Consider the following 16,237-nt stretch of genomic DNA (forward strand, 5'->3'; position numbering starts at 1 on the left):
GAAGCGCTTAGGCGGCCCAGGGATGGGAAGCGGCGTTGGCCTTTTCGAACTGGTCGATTTCCTTGCCCTTTTCCATCGTCAGGCCGATATCGTCGAGGCCGTTCAGCATGCAGTGACGCTTGAAGGCATCGAGATCGAACTTGATGGAGCCGCCGTCGGGGCCGGTGATTTCCATGTTCTCCAGGTCGACCGTCAGGATGGCGTTGGAGCCGCGCGAGGCGTCGTCCAGCAGCTTTTCCAGATTTTCCGGGCTGACCTTGATCGGCAGAATGCCGTTCTTGAAACAGTTGTTGTAGAAGATGTCGGCGAAGCTGGTGGAGATCACGCAGCGGATACCGAAATCGAGCAGTGCCCACGGCGCGTGCTCGCGCGAGGAGCCGCAGCCGAAATTATCGCCGGCGACGAGGATCTTGGCGTTCTGGTAGGCCGGCTTGTTGAGGACGAAATCCTCGTTCGGCGTGCCGTCTTCATTGTAGCGGGCTTCCGCGAAGAGACCTTTGCCGAGGCCAGTGCGCTTGATCGTCTTCAGGTAATCCTTCGGGATGATCATGTCGGTGTCGATGTTGACAACCGGCAGAGGGGCGGCAACGCCCGTCAGCTTGGTGAATTTTTCCATGGCATGGCCTCCAGTTTGGCAGAGATAGTGTGTTGATCAGCGTTTAGTCCAGTTTCCCGGCAAAATGAAGGGGAATCTGCAGCCCCGGCCAGCGCCCCGAAGAATCGTTCGGCCGGGCGCGACTGATCTAGCCGGCCTTGGCGGGCTCGTTCATCGCCCAGGAGACGCCAAAGGGATCGCGCAGCTGACCATAGCGATCGCCCCAGAACATGCGCTCGACGGGCATGACGGCCTCGACGCCGGCCTTGACTGCCCGATCCCACCAGAAATCGATATCGTCGACCACGAGCTGCAGCGAGAAACCCTGATGTGGCCGAAAGGGATGGCCGTGCTCGGAATAGGCATCGCTCAGCATCAGCGAGCTGCCGTTGATATAGAGATGCACATGCATCGTGCGTCCATTTTCATCGGGCGGAACGACGAATGCCTGCTCGGCGCCGAAAGCTTTGCTGTAGAATTCCGCCGCCTTCAGCGCGCCGTCGACAGTGATGTAGGGGAGCAGCCCGTTCTTGACCGGCGGCATGGCCATCTGGCCGGTTTGCGTTTCGCTTTCCATGCAGTCCTCCATTGATGCCTGGGCGTGATGCTTGTGCAGCCACAAGCCTTGCCGCATCTAGGACGCGCGAGCAAAACGCCAGCCGACAGACCGAATGAAATAAATTCGGGACGCCAGAAGCGATCAGAAAGAGGCGATCAGAGATCGATGATCGTGCCGCGACCGTCGTTCCAGATGCGCATGGGTTGACCATCGCGCGTCTTGGACTTCGCCCTTGCACAGACCGGAGCCGCCTTCATCTTCAGCGAGAGCGCGCGGCCGACCATCAGCACCGTCAGAATGGCGCCAACGGCGAGCGTCACCGAAAAAGTGAGGAGCGCCAATGCTGCAAATGCGGTGATGCCTGCAAGCAAAAGGAAGACGGAACGAATATTCTGCATGGGTTTGAAACCTTTCTAGGAAAGGAATGTGGTCCTTCGTCTTGTCTTCTGCAAGATAAGCATGGCTTTTTGTTGTCTTGCCATCGGTCACAAAGCTTGACACACATTCGTGATGAGCCAGTCTCCCCTCACCCGTTCGATGAATCTGCGCCGCTCGGTGCTGAGCGTTCCCGCGATCAACCCACGTGCGATTGAAAAGACCCATCAGCTTGATTGCGATGCAGTGATCTTCGACCTTGAGGATTCCGTGGCGCCCGAGAAGAAGGCCGAAGCGCGCGAAAACCTGGCCGCTTTCTTCCAGGGTAAACCGCTGGAGGGTAAGGAACGCATCATCCGCATCAACGGCCTCGACACCAACTGGGGCCGCGCCGACATGGAGCTTGTGAGCGCGCTGGAGCCGGATGCCGTTCTGCTGCCCAAGGTCAACGAACCGCAGGACGTCATGTCGGTCAGTGATCTTCTTGCGGATGCCGATGCGCCTGATGAAGTGCGGATCTGGGCGATGATCGAGACACCGCGCGGCATCCTCAATGCCGCGGCGATCGCCGAGGCCGGGCGAACGGCGGGCTCAAGGCTCGATTGCTTCGTCGTCGGCCTCAACGACCTCAGAAAGGAAACCGGCGTTCTGCCACAGCCCGGCCGGCAGTATCTCGTGCCCTGGCTGATGCAGGTGATCCTGGCCGTGCGCGCTTACGGCCTCTGCGCCATCGACAGCGTCTTCAACGATTTCAAGGATATCGATGGCTTCGACACCGAATGCGCCGAGGCACGCGCCATGGGCTTCGATGGCAAGATGCTGATCCACCCCGCGCAGATCGAGCTCGCCAACCGGCATTTCGGCCCGGACGCATCCGCCATCGCCGAAGCGGAAGTGATCATGAAAGCCTTCGCCGACCCCGCCACGGATGGCCTCAACGTCATCAATGTCGGCGGCCGCATGATCGAGCGGCTGCATCTTGTCCAGGCGGAAACTCTGGTTCATAAAGCCCGCCTGATTGCAGAACGCCAGAAGGCAAAACGCCAGACGGCAAACTGAAAGACGATGTGATGAAGCTCTACCGCCTTCTGACCGGCCAGGACGACGCCGCCTTCTGCCACCGCGTAACCGATGCCCTCAACAAGGGTTGGTCGCTGAACGGCTCGCCGGCCATGACCTTCAACTCGCAGACCGGCCAGGTGATGTGCGCCCAGGCGATCGTCAAGCATGTCGAAGGCAAGGACTACCATCCCGACATGAAGCTCTCCGAGCAGTAAGATTTGCTGTCGGAGGGCGCCTGAAGAGCCCAGCGCCTAGCGCTCGGCCGCCTCTTCCGCGCTCGCTTCGATCCGCTCCATGTCGTCGTCGCTGAGACCGAAATGGTGGCCGATCTCATGGATCAGCACGTGGGTGATGATATCGCCTAGCGTTTCGTCGTTCTCGGCCCAGTAATCGAGGATCGGCCGCCTGTAGAGGCGGATGCGATTGGGAAGTTCGCCCGTTTCCATGGTGAAGCGTTCGGAAATCCCGCGCCCCTCGAACAGGCCGAGCAGATCGAACGGCGTTTCCAGCGCCATGTCCTCGAACACCTCGTCGTCAGGGAAGTCTTCGATCTCGATCGTGAGATTGGTGGTCAGCGCACGGAATTCTTCCGGCAGGTGGCTGTAAGCCTCCATCGCCAGGGACTCGAACGTGCTGATTGTCGGAGCGTGGCGATCCTGCCAATTGCCGCTCTGGTCTATGCGAGCCATAAAAGCTCCTTTCCTTTGCCGCCCATATAGAGCCTTTGCCGCTGATTTTCGAGAGCGGAATCAAGGGCAGGAATAAATTCACATCAAACGGCTGTTGACTCTTCGGCCGAGCTCTGGAATCCATAAGAACATAATAGGAACATCCGATAGATGGAGTGACGTCGTGGCACAGTCGGCCGTGGCGCGCGAGCGGCTTTTTGCGCTCCGCGAAACCATTGCAAAGCTTGAAGGAAAACCGGTGCCCGCATTGGCGGCGGCGGAAAACCAGGCTTTGGCCGACACAGTTCTCGACAAGCCCAATAGCGAAGACGCCCTGCGCCTGCCGCTTGGCATCCCCGCTCTGGATGAGGCGCTCGACGGCGGTCTGCCGCTCGATGGCCTGACCGAAATCCGCACGACGCTGCTGCGCAATGCCGGCGCAAGCAGCGGCTTCGTTCTGGCGATCGCGGCCATGCTCCAGCATGGGCAAGAGGAGGGGGCGAACGCGCACCTGCCGATCCTCTGGATCGCCGACACGGTGGCGACGATGGAGGCGGGACGGCCCTATGCCGTCGGCCTCAGCGATTTCGGCCTGAAGCCGCGGCTCTTCCTGCACGCCGCGCCGAAAAAGCTTGAGGATGCGTTGTGGCTGGCGGAAACCGCCGTCGAAAGCGGCGTCTTTCCGGCCACCATTCTCGAAGTTCGCGGCAATCCCAGGCCCTTCGGCCTGACGGAAAGCCGCCGTCTCAACTTGCGGGCAAAGGCGTCTCGCCGCCCGCTTTTCCTGTTGCGGCAGGCAGCGGAGGAAGAGGCCAGCAGCGCCATCTTCCGCTTTCTTGCCGAACCCGCGCCATCTGCGGCGCGGCCCTTGCCTGATGGTTCGATGCTGGGCGGCAGCATCGGCAATCCGATCTTTCGCATCACCCTGGAGAAGAGCCGAAACCCGGCTCCCTTCTCCATTCTTCTGGAGTGGAACCCCCATGACCGCCGGTTTTTCCCTGTCCGCCCATCAGCCGACACTCGCTTTTCAGGCGAACGCTCAGCGCATTCTGGCGCTGCATTTTCCGCATTTGCCGACCGATCGCATATCCAGGAAGAAGTGGGGTCTCGCCTGGCGTTTGCGCAATCGTCCTGAGACGCCGCCGATCGTCTGTTCCGGCCGCCACGCCAACACCATGCGGCTGACGGCGCTGGACGAGGCAGCCGAGGCGATCAATCTGAAAAAGAGCATGGGTGTCGCCGAAGCCCGCGCCATCCACCCGACGATCGAGGTGATCGAAGAAGACCCGGCCGCCGACCTGCGCTTTCTCGAGGGCATCGCCGATTGGTGTGACCGCTATACGCCTCTGGTGGCGCTCGACGGCAGGGATGGCCTGTTTCTCGATATCACCGGCTGTGCCCACCTCTTCGGCGGCGAAAAGGCGCTGCTCAAGGATATCCTGTCCAGGCTCTTTCAAATGGGCATCGACGTCCGGGGCTCGATCACCTCCTCCCCTGGCCTGTCATGGGCGGTCAGCCGCTTCGGCCAGGGAGGCGTGATCCACGCGGATGAGACGGAACGGGTCGTTGCTCCCCTACCGGTCGCCGCACTTCGCCTCTCGGACGACACGATCGCAGCGCTCACCAAGATGGGCCTGAAATACATCGGCGACCTGATGGAAACCCCGCGGGCGCCGTTGACCCGTCGTTTCGGCGCAAGCGTGCTGTTGCGGCTTGACCAGGTGCTTGGAACGGATGAGGAGCCGATATCTCCGCGCCTGCCCGTCGCCAGCCTCTCGGCCGAGCGCCGCTTGATGGAGCCGGTCGCCGCGGAAGAGGAGATTCTGGCCGTCACCGACCAGATCGCCCATGCGCTGAAACCGTCACTGGAGGCACGCGGCGTCGGCGGTCGCGTTTTCGAACTCGTCCTGTTCCGTGTCGATGGCAAGGTCTTCCGCATCGCGGCCGGCACGACAAGGCCGCTGCGTGAACCAAGGCGCATCGCCGTCCTCTTCACCGAACGCCTGCAGGCCGTCCATGACGATCTCGATGCCGGCTACGGATTTGAGATCCTGCGCCTCAATGTCCTGCGCCACGAAAATTTCGATACGGCCCAGAGCGATTTCGAGGGGCACCGTCAAACGGACGCATCGCTGGCCATCTTCGTTGATCGCGTTTCGGCAAGGCTCGGTGTCGATTGCCTGCAAACCTTTCAGTTACGCGAAAGCCATATACCAGAAAGGGCGGTTATTCTCGTCCCCGCGATCGACGCTTTATCGGCATCCCGAATTGAGCAAATCATTACACCACCAGCGCGCAGCGAAAGACCGGTCCGTCTCTTGCAACGGCCGGAACCCATGGATGCTTTCGCCGTAGAGGTTCCCGACGGCGCACCCGCCAGCTTTCAATGGCGCCGCATGCGCCACCGCGTCGTCAAAAGCGAGGGGCCTGAACGGATTGCCGAAGAATGGTGGATGAAAGACAAGACCGATGACAAGGATAAACCCTCGCGCGATTATTTTCGCATCGAGGACGATCAGGGCTATCGGTTTTGGATCTATCGCGAAGGCCTTTACGGCTACGATGAAAAGCAGAGCTGGTACATGCATGGAATGCTCGCATGAACGCCGGTTTTTTCGAGATTGGCGCCAAGACGAATTTCTCCTTTCTGGAAGGTGCATCCAAGCCTGAGGAGATGGTGCTGCAGGGCACGCTCCTGAAGCTGGGCGGTCTCGGCATTGCCGACACCAACTCTGTGGCCGGCGTCGTCAGGGCGCATGCCCAAGCCAAGGCGATCAAAGAAAAATACGAGCGAAAACAGCAGGGACGGCTGCAGGGGGACGAGAAGCCAGAAACCGTTCTCGACCCTATTCGCTTTCAGCCGGGTGCTCGTCTCGTTTTCTCGGATGAGACCCCGGACATTCTGGCCTATCCACAAGACCGAAAAGGCTGGGCCCATCTTTGTCGCCTGCTGAGCGCCGGTAATCTGCGCGCGGAAAAGGGCAGTTGCCTCTTGCAGGAGGCCGATCTTGTCGAATGGGGAGACCGGATGATGCTGGCGCTTGTTCCCACCCCATCAATCGCCGACGATATTGGTCGTCACCCCGCTTTCGAAGCCTGCCTCCAACGCCTGCGGGAGCGTTTCCAGGGTAAGTTCCACATGGCACTGACGCCCGCTTATGACGGCCGCGATAGGCGCGTTTTTTCCGTTCTTTCCATGCTGGCCGCCCGCAACCGTGTGCCTCTCATCGCCACCAACCAGCCGCTATTTCACGAAGCGGCTCGCCGCCCCTTGTCGGACGTCGTCACCTCGATACGTGAACACGTTCCGATCTATAAGGCAGGCTTCCTGTTGGCGCCGAATGCAGAACGCCATCTGAAGGACGAACGTGAAATGAAGCGTCTCTTCAGGGATCATCCGGACGCGGTCATCAACACACAAAGGTTCTTCGCCGGGCTGAGTTTTTGCCTCGATGACCTGCAGCACAATTACCCGGATGAAAACGACGAGGGTGAAACCCCTTACGAGACACTTGAACGCCTGACCTGGGCCGGAGCCGCCAGACGTTTTCCAGAGGAGATGAAGGAGAAAACCAGAGCGCAGATCCGCTATGAACTGGAACTAATCAAGGAAAAACAATACGCGCCTTATTTCCTGACGGTCCACAGGATCATCATGCATGCCCGATACAAGCTACATGTTCTTTGCCAGGGCCGAGGCTCGGCTGCCAACTCGGTCATCTGCTACTGCCTGGAAATCACCGAGGTTAATCCGGAGAAGAATAAGCTTCTCTTCGACCGCTTCATGTCCACGGACCGCGACGAGCCTCCCGACATCGATGTCGATTTCGAGCACGACCGGCGTGAAGAGGTGATCCAGCACATATACCAGCGATACGGAAAGGAGCATGCCGGGCTTACGGCGGCCGTGACCAGCTACCGCACGCGTTCCGCAGGGCGGGAGGTCGCAAAGGCGTTTGGCCTGTCGGAAGACGTCCAATCGGCGATTGGCAGTCTGGTCTGGGGCTGGTCTGACGACAAGCTTTCGGAACGCGAGGCCAAGGCTGCTGGTCTTGATACCGGAAACGTCGTGACCAACAACGTGCTGAAATATGCCTCAGAGCTTCTGAGCTTTCCCCGCCACCTCACCCAGCATGTCGGTGGTTTCGTCATCACTCGCGATCGGCTCGATGAAGTCGTGCCCATCATGAACACGGCCATGCCGGACCGTTACATGATCGAGTGGGACAAGGACGATCTCGACAATTTGAAGATATTGAAGGTCGACGTTCTGGCACTCGGCATGCTGACCTGCCTGCGCAAGGCCTTCGACCTTCTTCTGCTGCATTATGACGAGAAGAAGACCCTCGCGGATCTCGGCAATGCCAAACACGAAGACGAAGAGCCCGTCTATGACATGATCTGCCGGGCCGATACGCTCGGCGTATTCCAGATCGAAAGCCGGGCGCAGATGAGCATGCTGCCACGCCTGCGCCCAAGAGAGTTCTACGATCTGGTGATCGAGGTGGCGATCGTCCGGCCCGGCCCGATCCAGGGCGACATGGTCCACCCATATCTGAAGCGACGAGAGCAACGACGGCAAGGTATCCCGATCGACTATCCGAGCCCGGAACTGGAAGGTGTTCTTGAGCGGACACTTGGTGTTCCACTCTTTCAGGAACAGGCCATGCAGATCGCTATTACCGCGGCCGGCTTCAAGCCGGCGGAAGCCGATCAGTTGCGCCGGGCGATGGCGACCTTCAAGCGAACCGGCACGATCGGCAATTTCGAAAAGCGCTTCATCGACGGCATGATGTCCAAGGAGATCTATTCGAAAGAGTTCGCACAGCAATGCTTCAATCAGATCAAGGGTTTTGGCGAATACGGCTTTCCGGAAAGCCACGCGGCCTCCTTCGCGCTGCTCGTATACGCCTCCTCCTGGGTGAAGGCCTATTACCCCGATGTCTTCTGTGCGGCCATGCTGAACTCGCAGCCGATGGGCTTTTACGCGCCTGCGCAGCTGGTCCGCGACGCCAGGGAACACGGCGTGGAGATCCGGCCCGTCGACATCAACAGCTCGGATTGGGACTGCCTCCTGGAAGGCGGACGCTTCGATGGCCGTCGGATCGACTTTCGCCATCGCGAAATGACTGATGTCATCAAGGCCAACCACGCCGTCCGCCTCGGCTTTCGCCAGGTAAAGGGATTATCCGAGGATGCCATACGGGAGAAACTGATGGCGCATCGGGGATACGGCTATACCTCCATCCGTGATCTCTGGCTGCGCTCGGGCCTCGACAAATCCGATATCGAGCGGCTGGCGGATGCGGATGCCTTCAACAGCATCGGCCTGTCCCGGCGTGAAGCGCTATGGGCCGTCCGCGCGCTCGATGTGAAGAGCGCGGCCGAACGTTTGCCGCTTTTCGATCAGACATCCCATCTCGATCTGCAGGTCGAGCCTGAGGCCAAACTGCCTGAAATGCTGCCGGGCGAGCAGGTGGTCGAGGACTACCGATATCTGTCGCTATCTCTCAAGGCGCACCCTCTGTCCTTCCTGCGCGACGAACTGCGTGGGATCGGCATCACCCGCAGCGTCGACCTGCTCAAGGTGCCGAACGGCCGTTGGGTAACGATCGCCGGCCTGGTATTGGTGCGCCAGCGCCCGGGCTCGGCCAAGGGCGTCATCTTCATGACGCTGGAGGATGAAACAGGCGTGGCCAATGCCATCGTCTGGCCGAAGACCTTCGAGAAATACCGCGCCATCGTCATGGGCGCCCGGCTCGTCAAGATCCGCGGCAAGCTGCAGAGCCAGAGCGGGGTGATCCATACGGTTGTCGATCACATCGAGGACATGACGCACGCTCTGGGGCTGCTCCAGAAGGAGGCCAATCGCTTCGGAGTCTGCGACCGCTCGGACGAAGCGCGCCGGCCGACCGCCGATCCCCGGCAGAAGAAGCTCAATGAGACATTGGAGAAGGCGGTAATGGAAAAAAGAATAACCACGCGGGACAATCGAGGGCGGGATGAAGCCACGGCCTCAGTCATGCCGAAGGGACGTAATTTTCATTGATTTTCAATATCGAGTCCGATCGGACATCGTCGCAAGCGGAGAGCCGTCCGCTTTAATTGGATCGTAAGCGAGCCGGAAGGTGGGCGAAGCGGGAGTGCCTGAATATGAATCTTTCTTGACAACGAGCGTCTTCTTTAGCAAAAAGACGATAGTCATTGTCATGTTTGGAATGAAGACGTGCTTGTCTGCAGCTGCAATTACATAACCGACACTGAAATCCGGGAGGTTATCAACAGCCTTCTCGATGAGGACTGTTGGCAGCTTATTGTCCCTGCGAAAGTCTACCATGCCATGGAGAAACGCGGCCGTTGCTGCGGCTGTTTCCCGAATGTGGTCGACATCATCATTCAGACGACCGAGGACTATCACGCCCGTCGCCACTCGACGGATGCCGAAATATTTGATTTCATGTCCCGCCTCAGAAACTTCCATGAAGAAAACAGGAGAGCGGACATTGAAAGGCGACAAAAAAGTCATCGAGCGGCTTAACGAGGCCCTCTTTTTGGAGCTTGGTGCTGTCAATCAGTACTGGGTTCACTATCGTTTGCTCGAGGATTGGGGCTACACCAAGCTTGCCAAGAAAGAGCGCGCTGAATCGATCGAAGAAATGCAGCACGCCGACAAGCTCGTTGCGCGCATCATTTTCCTAGAAGGCCATCCCAATCTGCAGACGCTTGCGCCCCTGCGCATCGGCCAGAACGTCAAGGAAGTTCTGGAAGCGGATCTCGCCGGCGAATATGACGCCCGCACCGCCTACAAGAAATCCCGCGATATCTGTCATGAGGCCGGCGACTACGTTTCCATGAAGCTCTTCGAAGAGCTCCTCATGGACGAGGAAGGCCACATCGACTTCCTCGAGACGCAGCTTGAGCTGCTCGGCAAGATCGGCGAAGCCAAGTATGGCCAGCTGAACGCCGACTCGGCCGACCAAGCTGAATAATCAAGTCACAGGAGCCGGTCGCCCAGGCGGCCGGCATCCAAATCAGGCACCATCAATCAGGCAGCCGGCAATCCGGCGAGATGGCTGAACTCGCCGACCACCTGTTCGTAGACGCCGCGCTTGAAGGATACGATCAGCTCCGGCAGCTGCGCCATCGGCTTCCAGTCCCAGGCGTCGAATTCCGCGGAATGCCCGCCCGGCGGCGGGTTGATGGCGATCTCGCTCTCATCGCCATCGAAGCGGAAGGCGAACCAGCGCTGCGTCTGTCCGCGAAATTTTCCCTTCAGCCCGATGCCGATCAGCTGCGGCGGCAGATCATAGTTGATCCAGTCTTTCGCCTCGGCAAGCAGCGTCACCGTCTTCATCCCCGTCTCTTCATAAAGCTCGCGGTAGGCCGCCGTCAGCGGGTCCTCGCCCTTGTCGATGCCACCCTGCGGCATCTGCCATAGCTGCGGCGACCCGTCATATTCCGAATTCTCCGCCGGGATTCGGCGGCCGGCCCAGACGAGCCCGGCCCGGTTGAGGATCATCACGCCCACGCAAGGGCGATAGGGTAGATCTTCGGCTTTAACGGTCGATTGGCTCATGGATTATCTCTGCTAGGGTTTCTTCGGATCGTTGGTTAGCGCGGCGATCCCGACGATCTCGATGCCGCGCATCGCCGCTTCTTCCGTCCACTTTGAAATGGCATCGATGCTCTCGTCAAATGCCGAGGCGACGCCGATCGCCTGGCCGTTGCGCTTGGCCACGCGCTCGAGTTCATCCAGCTTGTTGGTGATCGCGTTGAAATCGACCTGGTTGTCGAGCTGCACGTCCGCAAAGGCGTAGGGCGTCTCGGTGCCCTTGGCGATCGCGGCCGTCTTCGACTGCGCCGAGGTGCCGTCGTCGAGAAAGAGCAGCCCGCGCTTGCCGATATCGCGCATGACAGGCTCCAGGGCATTCGCATCAGAGAGGAAACGGCCGCCCTGATAGTTCAAAACGCCGGTGTAGTTAGTGATTTCGCCCATCGCCCGGTGCAGGCTCTCGATATTCTTGGCCACGCTCTTCGACGTCAGCAGCGTATCAGGCCCGGGATCATTCGCCGGGTAATCGAATGGCTCGAACGGCACCTGGATCAAGATCTCGTGGCCGGAGCGGCGCGCCTCCTGCATCCAGCGCTGCAGGCTGTTGCCGCTGGCGGCAAAGGCAAGTGTCACCTCCTCGGGCAGCTGTTGGATCGCCCGCTGCGTGCCCGTCTGGCTGAGGCCAAGGCCGCTTACGACGATCGCGATCCGCGTTCCATGCGCGCCGGACCACGGCCGTGCATACTGATCCATCGGCCGGCGACCATCAGGGCCAACGATCGGCAGCCGCCCGAACGGCGACGCCTCAAGCAGAGCATCGTTCGGCAACGCGGCCATTCGCGGATCCTGCCCCACCTGCATAGCATCGATCAGAACCGGGCCGTTTCCGTCGCGGGTCCTCGGGCTGTACTTGGTCACCACCGAGCCATCGCCCGTCGTCATCCGCTCGACATTGGCGCCGGAATTCGGCTCGCTACGCGGCATGCCGTTGAGAGGCGTCGCATCGGGCGTGGCGGTCTGTTGGACGGTATCGATGGGAACGGCGGAGGCCTGCTCCTTGGCGGGCGGCGTCTCGCGCTTCAGGCCATCGCCGCGAAAGGCGGTATAGACCGAAAAGCCGCCGATCAGCACGAGGCAAAGCCCGGCAACCACCCGCCCCGTGCGCAAGACGCCAGGGCGCTTGCCACCCGGCTTGCGGTTCTGTCCAAGGGGCGCGTGCAGATCGGTATTCATTCTTCGGCTGCTTCCATCGACAGGACAGCAAAAAGGCGTCAGGCCGGATCCTCATCCGGCCTGACGCCTCATCTGATCGTTACTTGGCGCTGACGGCCTTTTCAGGGTTCGGCGGGAAAGACGGATCCGTCTTCTTGCCGCGCAGAAGGTCGAGCGCGTAGTTGAGCTGCACGTCATCCTTCGGATCCGGCGGCACGTAGGCGACGGAGCCCGAGCCTTCGTCCGTCTCGCTCTGGCCCTTGATGTGGCCGCGCAGGGCGGATTCGCCCTCGGTCACCATTTTGCCCTTCAGATCATCCGGCAGCGGCTCTTCAACCTTGATGTCAGGCGTGATGCCGGTGCCCTGGATCGAGCGGCCCGACGGTGTGTAGTAGAGCGCCGTCGTCAGGCGAAGCGCGCCGTTCTCGCCGAGCGGGATGATCGTCTGAACCGATCCCTTGCCGAAGGAGCGCGTGCCAAGAACCGTGGCGCGACGCAGATCCTGCAGGGCGCCAGCGACGATTTCCGATGCCGAAGCCGAGCCGCCGTTGATCAGCACGATCACAGGCTTGCCATCCGTCAGATCGCCCGGACCGGCATTGAAGCGGCGGGTTTCGTCTGGATTGCGGCCACGCGTGGAAACCACCTCGCCGCGCTGCAGAAGCGCATCCGATACCTGGATCGCCTGGTCGAGCAGACCGCCCGGGTTGAGGCGCAGGTCGAGCACGTAGCCCTTGAGCTTGTCGGCCGGAACGGTCTTCTTGATCTTCTCGATCGCCTTTTCCATGTCCGGGTAGGTCTTCTCGGTGAACGAGATGATGCGGAGATACCCGACATCATCCTCGACGCGCGACTTGACCGCCTGCACGGCCACGACATCGCGAACGATCGTCAGTTCGATCGGCTTGTCGGCGCCCTTGCGGATCAGCGTCAGCTTGATCGGGGTGTTGATGGCACCGCGCATCTTCTCGACAGCGTCTTCAAGCTTCAGGCCACGGACGGACTGCCCGTCGATCTCGGAGATATAGTCACCCGCGAGAACACCTGCCTTGGCGGCCGGCGTATCATCGATCGGCGTGATGACCTTGACCAGCTCGTCTTCCATCGTGACCTCGATTCCGAGACCGCCGAACTCGCCCTTGGTCTGGGTCTGCATGTCCGCCGCGTCCTTGGCGTTCATGTAGCTCGAATGCGGATCAAGCGACGACAGCATGCCATTGATGGCATTTTCGATCAGCTTGTCCTCGGCCGGCGGCGTCACGTACTGGGCGCGAACACGCTCGAACACGTCACCGAAAACGGACAGTTCCTTGTAGGTGGACGCCCCCGCCGCTTCCGCGGGCACACCGGCGGAATAGATGACGCTCATGGCCGTCGCACCCATCAATGCGCCAACCAGAACAAGAGAAGCCCTACGAATCATTGCGTGCCTTTCCGGTGTCTTTGGCGGTCCACCATGGTCGGGAATCGACCGGCTTTCCGTCTTTTCGAAATTCAATGTAAAGCGTTGGTCGGTTTGTTTCCAGCGCCAATGCAGTCGCACTGGCCACTCTTTTCGCACCCATCACCGCAAGCGGTTCGCCAGCGAAAACAAACTTGCCCTGCCGCGCGTTCATGGTCTCCATTCCGGAGAGAACCAGATGATATCCGTCGCCGGCATCGAGAATGATCATCTGCCCGTAGCTGCGAAACGCGCCGGCATAAACGATCAGACCATCCGCCGGTGCGGTGACCACCGTTTCCGGGTTGGTCGCCAGCGTCATACCCATCGCCTCATGGCCTGTTCCATCGGCATCGCCGAACTGGCGCAGGATATCGCCGGCAACGGGCAACTCCAGCTTGGCCTTCAATTCTCCGAACGGATATGCGGGCGCAATGCGGTTTTTATCGGGCACCCCGCTGTCGGCCAAAGCCTTGGCCTGCGCGCGCTGTTCATCCGTCAGCAGCCTGCGATTTTCCTCCGCCTGACGCGCCGCGGCAGTCGCCTGGCGAACGGATGAAATCTCGCTTTCCATCGATGCCACAAGGCTCTCCAGGCTCGTGGCCTTGCCCGCGAGTTCCTCGGAGCGCTGGCGCTCGGCATTGAGCTCGGCAGTATTGCTGCGGCTCAATTTCTCGTTCTCGGCGAGAAGCAAATCCATGCGCCGCTCTTCCTCGAGGCTGTTGGTCATCGTCGTCGTCAAGCCGGTCTTCTCGGCGGCACTTGCGGCCTGCAGAGAGGCCAAGTTGCCGAGATCGGCGGCGAGTTTATCCGTCTCCTTGCGGATGCCGGGAACAACGGCACCGAGCAGGATGGCGCTGCGCACCGAGGCAAGAGCATCATCGGGCGTCACCAGAAGCGCCGGCGGCGGGTTGCGTCCCATCCGCTGCAGCGCGGCAAGCACCTCGGCCAGCAGCCCGCGCCGCTCGTGCAGCGACTGGCGAACCGCATCTTCCTTCACGCCGAGATCGGCAAGCTTCTTCTCGCTCTCCAATATCTGCTTTTCCAGCGACTTGCGCCGCGCGGCGGAATCAATAAGCGCCTGGCGAACACTGCTGGTGCTCTTGTCCAGATCCTCGATGCTCTTCTGCAGTTCCGCGACCTTGCTCGAAGAGAGATTGATTGTCTTCGACAGCGCATCCAGTTCGCTGCGCGTCTGGTCGCGCTTCTTTTCCAGTTCGACGGCCGGATCAGGTGCCGCAGCCACAACGGGCGCGTTTGCCGCCTGCGGGTCCGGTTGCGCGGCGGCCGGCTGCTCCTGGGCCAGGGCCGAAACCCGCCCGGACACGGCGAGAACCGACGCGGCAAGACCCGCCACGGCAACCGACAAGATCACATAGTTTCGCTTGGATGCAGGTGTCGGCATGCCGATCGGTAAATCCTCTTAAACCGCGCGAAGATTAAGCTGATTTGACCATCTTTGCCAGAAAGATTGAGGCCTGCCGCCCGATCGCGCAAGACACACCTGCGTGAATGATCGTGAGCGCTCAGACGCGATGGTAGGGATGGCCGGACAGGATCGTCACGGCGCGATAGAGCTGCTCGGCGATCAGCGTACGGACGAGCTGATGCGGCCAGGTCATCTTGCCCAGGCACAGCGTTGCGTCGGCCCGATCGTAGAGCGCCGGATCAAGTCCATCGGCGCCGCCGATCGCGATCAACATCTCGCGCTTTCCCTGATCGCGGTAATTGCCCAGAAGAGTGGCGAAGCCTTCGCTGTCGAGCGCCTTGCCGCGCTCGTCGAGGAGAATGAGAATACTGCCGTCCGCCAGCGACTTCTGAAGCATGCCCGCTTCCTCGCGCTTGCGCGTATCGGAATTGGAGGCGCGACTTTCGGCGACTTCGACGACGCGGGAGAATTCGAGGCCGATGGCGGGACCGGCCTTTGCAAAGCGGTCGAAATAACGCGCCGCAAGATCCTTCTCCGGGCCGGATTTGAGCCGCCCCACGGCAAAAAGGCCAACGCGCATGTATCCGCTCCTGCTATCAGGCTTTTCGCGGCTCAAAGATGCCGCAGGCCGGGGCTAAAGCACCGCCGGCCTAATTACAGCCATCTATCAGGCGCCGGACGCAGCGTCCAGACAGCCTGCCAGCTGGAGTATCAGTGCAGCGTCTCGTCCAGATCGGGAGCCTGCCACATCTTTTCGATGTTGTAGAACTCGCGAATTTCGGGACGGAAGACATGCACGATAACATCGCCGGTATCGATCAGGATCCAATCGCCGGCATCCTGGCCCTCGACCCGGGCGGAGCCGAAGCCCTCGTCCTTGAGGTCACTGAGCAGGTGGTCGGCAATTGCCATGACATGGCGGCTCGAGCGGCCCGATACCACGACCATGAAGTCGCCGAGCGCCGATTTTCCGGCAATGTCGATGGAAACGATATCTTCAGCTTTGGAGTCCTCGAGGCTGACGAGGACGGTGTGCAGGGCGCGGGCAGCGGCATCAACGCCACGTTCCGGGCTCTTCGGGACAACGACTTTCGTGCTTCCCTTTGCGTGTACTGTTGTCAGTGCTTTCCCTTTCTCGGAATGACAAAGCATGCACATCACTGATTTGGCGAACCAAATCATGGTTAAGATAGGCACCGAACCATAAATGTTTCAAGACGCCCGCGATCACAAAGCATGAATGCCGGATTTGGCGCGGCAGCAACGGATGGCTCAGCCTCAAGTGCATCCTGCGGGGCTGTGTACAGTTGCCGTCGCCCTCAGTAAAGTGATGCTTCGTCCCAG

The 16,237-nt window shown here is 60.4% G+C and carries 16 protein-coding genes and 1 pseudogene; 7 read left to right on the forward strand and 10 right to left on the reverse strand.

Annotation, left to right across the window (positions count from 1 at the left end; genetic code table 11):
• Window positions 1-7 precede the first annotated feature (7 nt).
• The 3 genes from leuD to ACODTZ_RS19270 form a co-directional block, all read right to left on the reverse strand.
• Window positions 8-616 (reverse strand): 3-isopropylmalate dehydratase small subunit, encoded by a 609-nt coding sequence (leuD, locus tag ACODTZ_RS19260; RefSeq protein WP_018901042.1) that lies wholly within the window; start codon window positions 614-616, stop codon window positions 8-10.
• A gap of 127 nt (window positions 617-743) precedes the next feature.
• A complete protein-coding gene (locus tag ACODTZ_RS19265) occupies window positions 744-1,172 on the reverse strand; it encodes a VOC family protein (protein ID WP_489027294.1) in 429 nt (142 codons plus the stop codon).
• A gap of 137 nt (window positions 1,173-1,309) precedes the next feature.
• Window positions 1,310-1,552: a hypothetical protein gene (locus ACODTZ_RS19270; RefSeq protein WP_018901044.1), complete on the reverse strand. Its 243-nt coding sequence runs from the start codon at window positions 1,550-1,552 to the stop codon at window positions 1,310-1,312.
• A 112-nt stretch (window positions 1,553-1,664) separates the two neighbouring features.
• Here ACODTZ_RS19270 and ACODTZ_RS19275 point away from each other — a divergent pair, with 112 nt between their 5' ends.
• Window positions 1,665-2,588, forward strand: a complete 924-nt coding sequence (locus tag ACODTZ_RS19275; protein ID WP_489027296.1) for an HpcH/HpaI aldolase/citrate lyase family protein — start codon at window positions 1,665-1,667, stop codon at window positions 2,586-2,588.
• A gap of 11 nt (window positions 2,589-2,599) precedes the next feature.
• A complete protein-coding gene (locus ACODTZ_RS19280) occupies window positions 2,600-2,806 on the forward strand; it encodes a DUF1737 domain-containing protein (protein ID WP_018901046.1) in 207 nt (68 codons plus the stop codon).
• A 36-nt stretch (window positions 2,807-2,842) separates the two neighbouring features.
• Here ACODTZ_RS19280 and ACODTZ_RS19285 read toward each other — a convergent pair whose 3' ends face one another.
• Entirely contained in the window at window positions 2,843-3,280 is a 438-nt protein-coding gene (locus ACODTZ_RS19285; RefSeq protein WP_489027298.1) for a metallopeptidase family protein, read from the reverse strand.
• Between the two features lie 163 nt (window positions 3,281-3,443).
• Between ACODTZ_RS19285 and ACODTZ_RS19290 the strand changes: the two genes are divergently transcribed.
• The 5 genes and pseudogenes from ACODTZ_RS19290 to bfr all read left to right on the forward strand — a co-directional run bounded on the left by ACODTZ_RS19290 (window position 3,444) and on the right by bfr (window position 10,248).
• Window positions 3,444-4,394: an ImuA family protein gene (locus ACODTZ_RS19290; RefSeq protein ID WP_489027300.1), complete on the forward strand. Its 951-nt coding sequence runs from the start codon at window positions 3,444-3,446 to the stop codon at window positions 4,392-4,394.
• Window positions 4,395-4,434: 40 nt separating this feature from the next.
• On the forward strand, window positions 4,435-5,862 hold the full coding sequence (locus ACODTZ_RS19295; protein ID WP_489027444.1) for a Y-family DNA polymerase: 1,428 nt from the start codon (window positions 4,435-4,437) through the stop codon (window positions 5,860-5,862).
• Window positions 5,859-9,308: an error-prone DNA polymerase gene (locus ACODTZ_RS19300; protein ID WP_489027302.1), complete on the forward strand. Its 3,450-nt coding sequence runs from the start codon at window positions 5,859-5,861 to the stop codon at window positions 9,306-9,308. Before ACODTZ_RS19295 ends, ACODTZ_RS19300 begins: the two co-directional genes overlap by 4 nt.
• A gap of 94 nt (window positions 9,309-9,402) precedes the next feature.
• Window positions 9,403-9,797, forward strand: a pseudogene (locus ACODTZ_RS19305) ((2Fe-2S)-binding protein).
• On the forward strand, window positions 9,763-10,248 hold the full coding sequence (gene bfr, locus ACODTZ_RS19310; protein WP_018901052.1) for a bacterioferritin: 486 nt from the start codon (window positions 9,763-9,765) through the stop codon (window positions 10,246-10,248). Before ACODTZ_RS19305 ends, bfr begins: the two are co-directional and overlap by 35 nt.
• A gap of 56 nt (window positions 10,249-10,304) precedes the next feature.
• Here the strand turns inward: bfr and ACODTZ_RS19315 are convergent, their stop codons facing one another.
• The 6 genes from ACODTZ_RS19315 to rsfS all read right to left on the reverse strand — a co-directional run bounded on the left by ACODTZ_RS19315 (window position 10,305) and on the right by rsfS (window position 16,045).
• The gene (locus ACODTZ_RS19315; protein WP_489027304.1) at window positions 10,305-10,835 is read right to left on the reverse strand and encodes an RNA pyrophosphohydrolase; all 531 of its coding nucleotides are present in this window, start codon (window positions 10,833-10,835) and stop codon (window positions 10,305-10,307) included.
• Between the two features lie 12 nt (window positions 10,836-10,847).
• On the reverse strand, window positions 10,848-12,044 hold the full coding sequence (locus ACODTZ_RS19320; protein ID WP_489027306.1) for a divergent polysaccharide deacetylase family protein: 1,197 nt from the start codon (window positions 12,042-12,044) through the stop codon (window positions 10,848-10,850).
• Between the two features lie 79 nt (window positions 12,045-12,123).
• Entirely contained in the window at window positions 12,124-13,446 is a 1,323-nt protein-coding gene (locus ACODTZ_RS19325) for a S41 family peptidase (RefSeq protein ID WP_047509025.1), read from the reverse strand.
• Window positions 13,436-14,869, reverse strand: coding sequence for a murein hydrolase activator EnvC family protein (locus ACODTZ_RS19330; protein ID WP_489027308.1), 1,434 nt, complete (start codon window positions 14,867-14,869; stop codon window positions 13,436-13,438). Before ACODTZ_RS19330 ends, ACODTZ_RS19325 begins: the two co-directional genes overlap by 11 nt.
• Before the next feature lie 121 nt (window positions 14,870-14,990).
• Complete coding sequence (gene rlmH, locus ACODTZ_RS19335) at window positions 14,991-15,473, reverse strand: 23S rRNA (pseudouridine(1915)-N(3))-methyltransferase RlmH (protein ID WP_489027310.1); 483 nt, start codon at window positions 15,471-15,473, stop codon at window positions 14,991-14,993.
• 131 nt (window positions 15,474-15,604) lie between these two features.
• The gene (gene rsfS / locus ACODTZ_RS19340; protein ID WP_037112036.1) at window positions 15,605-16,045 is read right to left on the reverse strand and encodes a ribosome silencing factor; all 441 of its coding nucleotides are present in this window, start codon (window positions 16,043-16,045) and stop codon (window positions 15,605-15,607) included.
• Window positions 16,046-16,237 lie beyond the last annotated feature (192 nt).

This window comes from Rhizobium sp. FG113 (assembly GCF_057809895.1).